The sequence below is a fragment of the Methylomonas sp. BG-2 genome (assembly GCF_057766305.1).
Window position 1 is genome coordinate 1 of sequence record NZ_JBYMAP010000306.1, and the last position, 3,852, is coordinate 3,852.

The 3,852-nt window shown below is 57.6% G+C and carries 3 protein-coding genes; all 3 read left to right on the forward strand.

Annotated elements, in window-relative coordinates; translation table 11 throughout:
- Positions 1–700: hypothetical protein (locus tag AC3B8H_RS19210; RefSeq protein ID WP_488443131.1), on the forward strand; the 700-nt coding region annotated here is incomplete at its 5' end.
- Positions 700–2,148 carry a DcaP family trimeric outer membrane transporter gene (locus tag AC3B8H_RS19215; RefSeq protein ID WP_488443132.1) on the forward strand — a complete coding sequence of 483 codons (1,449 nt, stop codon included), beginning with the start codon at positions 700–702 and terminating at the stop codon, positions 2,146–2,148. The genes AC3B8H_RS19210 and AC3B8H_RS19215, both read left to right, overlap by 1 nt.
- A 195-nt stretch (positions 2,149–2,343) precedes the next feature.
- Positions 2,344–3,852: MCP four helix bundle domain-containing protein (locus AC3B8H_RS19220; protein WP_488443133.1), on the forward strand; the 1,509-nt coding region annotated here is incomplete at its 3' end.

Here is a 3,852-nt window from a genome sequence, read left to right on the forward strand (position 1 = left end):
TTATGGAATTGCCAATCCCGACCCGCCAAAGCATGACCGCCATTCCGGAACACCGGTTGAATCCGCCTGCTTTCAAACCACAGTCCACCACCAGCATCAGGAGATATTCAACATGCCGTCGCTCATCGTCGCCAAGGCTAGTGCAATCGCTCGCGCCACCACGCCGGCCATGAAACCGGCGTTATCGCAGTTTCAGCGCGCGCGGTCGCCGGCCCGATGTATCGCGACCGGCGCGGCACTGGCATTCGCGCTAGCCGCCTGCGGCGGCAGCGACGCGCGGCGACCCGCACCACCAAAATTGATCGACACCGGCAAACCGGCCCTACACGCCATCGACAGCCAAGACCTGCGGCAATCGATGCAGCGCATGCATAACTTGATGTACGAACGCAATTTGACCGAGCACGAAATGGACAACCAGCGCCGCGAAGCGTTGTACCGCGTGCAACAAGCGGCGGAAGGCGTCGAGCAAGCGCTGACAGACATGCGCCAAGCCTTGCCGCGCCTGCATCTGGAGCCCGACGAACAAAAAGTCTTCGCTTCGCTGGCGGACAAACTGCTGATCCAGGCCGGCCAACTCAAATCCCAAGCGCAAACACTGCAACTCGACGCGATTCCAGCCACGTTGGAAGCCATCTCGGCCACCTGTACGTCCTGCCACGAGTTGTTCCGCGATTTCAGGAAACCGGGAGATCAATAATGCCTAGCCATCCCCGCCTGCTTCTAACCATCGCTAGCAGTCTGATCCCGTTTACGGTCGCGGCCGACGACGACGTGCGCGCGTTGCTGCTCCAACTCGGCAAACAGGTCGCCGAGCTCAAGCAACACGCCGATCAAGCCGATGCCAGAATCCGCGAACTGGAATCCAGTTTGGCCGTGGAGCAACAAAAAAATCGGCAACTGGCGGCGCAAACTCCGACTGCGGCATCGCCGAACACCGCCGGCGCCGCTTCGACAACTCCGACAATCAGCACCGCCGAAATCAAGCCCGACCCCAAACCGCCGGTCACGTTGGGCGATACCAAGGGCACCTTTAAAATACCCGGCACCGATACCTCGTTGGGCTTCGGCGGTTTCGTAAAACTGGATGTCGCCGAGAGCAGCGTCAGCACCGGCGACGCGAATCATTTCGGCGATCAAATCTTGTTGGTTCCGAACATCCCACTCGATCATCGCGGCGAAGACAGCCAACTCATTTTCAACGCGCGGGAAAGCCGCTTCTGGTTCAAATCCTTCACGCCCAGTCGCTGGGGCGATTTGAACACCTACTTGGAGTTGGATCTTTACGGAGCCGCCGCCAACTATACCCCCAGGCTACGCCACGCCTACGGCTCGTTCGGTAATTTCCTGGCCGGCCAAACCTGGACCACGTTTTTAAACGAATTGGCCGCCCCGGATACGCTGGACTTCTCCGGCCCGGTCGGCCTCTCTAAATTTCGCCAACCTTTACTGCGTTGGACCCAACCGTTTAAAGTGGCCGGTGCGAGCTTCGACCTGCAATTGGCGGCTGAATCGCCCAACAGCACGCTATGGACCAGGGGTACTTGGGCGCCGGTCGCTCGCACGCTGATCTACGACAACCTCACCGCCACCGGCGACGATCGCTATCCGGACCTGATCGCGAAACTGGTCTACAAACCGGACTGGGGCAATCTGTCACTGGCCGCCATGGGCCGGCAGATTCGCAATGCCAACAACAGCAGCGGCGCGGCTGGGGAAGCCTGGGGCGGCGGCCTCAGCCTGGCCGGCAAGATCAACGTCTTCGAACTCGACAACCTGCGCTTCACGCTGAATTACGGCAACGCGATAGGCCGTTACTCGTCGGTCAACCGTCTGGAAGACGCCGCGCTGGATGCGGCCGGCAACCTGCATTTGGTCAATGTCTACAGCGCCTTGGCCGCCTACCAACATTGGTGGAGCAACAGCTGGCGCAGCACGATTGCCTACGGTTTCGAACAAGCCGACCAACCCGACTTCGTGGCGGCGACGATGACTCGCCAAGCCCAGTCGGTACACGCTAATTTGCTGTGGAACCCGTTGCCGCAAGCGACCCTGGGTATCGAATACCTATACGGCAGCCGCGAACTGATCGACGGCCGCAACGGCAATATCAGCCGAGCCATGTTTTCGGCGAAATACAATTTTTGAAATTTGCCGAAAGCGGCGAAAGTTCGCGCCGTCACCCCGCTATTCCCTTACTTTTCGACTAGGCTTATCGCATCGGTACCTTTAAACGGGCTCAATCATACGATCAGCAATCTCGGTATCTTCGAGCATTGATTCGCCGAAACTCAATACCGAATGCATAAAACAACCATTCGATCCGAAATTTAGGAGGACACCATGTTTAACAACATGAAAATCGCAGTAAAACTCGGACTTAGCTTTGGAGCCGTCTTGCTCCTGCTGGGCTCCATCGTCTGGGTCGGGATCGCCAATATGAGTAGCCTAGCCGAAACCACCCGATCCATCGTCGAAGAAGACTTCGTTAAGGTGAAGTACACCAGCGACATGATCGAAAATACGCTGGATAACGGCCGCCTGATGCGCAATATGCTGCTCAACGACGACGAAACCAAGTTTCAGGAAATGAAACGGGACCTGGCGGCCAATCGCGACGACAACAAGAACATACTCGCCAAATTGGACGCCTTGGTTCAATCCGAAAAAGGCCGGGAATTACTCGACGCCGCCGGCGGTTTGCGCAATCAGCTCGCACCGAAATACGAGACCTTTTACAGTCTGTTAGCGGACAAAAACAAAGGGAAGGCTGCCGCTACCGAGTTTCTGATGAAAGACTGGGCGCCCAATAATACGGCTTACGTCACCAGCCTGAAAGCGATAAGCGACTTTCAAAACGAGCGGATGAAACAGGCGTCGAAGAACGCTGACGATTTGTACGACAACAGCCGCAACCTAATGTTTGGCGTCGCGCTGGTCGCGTTGCTGGTTAGCGCGCTGATCGCCTGGTTTGTGACGCGTGGGTTAATGCGCCAACTGGGCGGCGAACCAGGCGATGTGGCCGCGTTGGCCAACCAAGTCGCGATCGGCGATCTCGGCAGCGAAATCCGCTTGGCCGTCGGCGACACGACCAGCGTAATGGCCGCGATGAAGCATATGAGCGACACCATCAAAGCCCTGCTAGCCGGCATGGAGCATATGGCCAAAGAGCACGAAAAAGGCGACATCGACGTTGTCGTGGCTACCGAAAAGTTTCAAGGCAGTTTTCGGACCATGGCGCAAGGCGTCAACGACATGGTCGGCGCCCATATTGCCGTCAAGAAAAAAGCCATGGCGGTATTCAAGGCGTTCGGTAACGGCAATTTCGAAGCCGACATCGAAAAGCTGCCCGGCAAAAAAGTGTTTATCAACGAAGCCGTCGATCTGGTGCGCGCCAACCTGAAGGCCGTTATCGCCGACACCGATACCCTGATCAAGGCCGCCGCCGAGGGCAATCTGGGTGTCCGAGCCGATGCCGGTAAACACCAGGGCGATTTTCGCAGATTGGTACAGGGCATCAACGACATCATCGACGGCATCGTACTGCCGGTGAACGAGGCGGTGGAAGTGCTGGCCCTGGTCGAGCAAGGCGATCTGACGCGAACCGTGAAAGGCAACTATCAAGGCCAACTCGGCGAATTCAAGGACACCGTCAACAATACCATTGCCAAATTGTCCGAAACCATCGCCGAAGTCATCTCGGCCACCAATCAGCTAAGCAACGCCTCCGAGCAAATTCAGTCCACCTCGCAATCGCTGTCGCAAGCCGCCAGCGAGCAAGCCGCCGGCGTCGAGGAAACCAGCGCCAGCATCGAGGAAATGGCCGCCAGCATCGGCCAAAACGCCGAGAAT

Excerpts from the sequence above, each read along its gene's own strand:
- AC3B8H_RS19215 (WP_488443132.1), top strand. The coding sequence starts at position 700 with ATGCCTAGCCATCCCCGCCTGCTTCTAACCATCGCTAGCAGTCTGATC.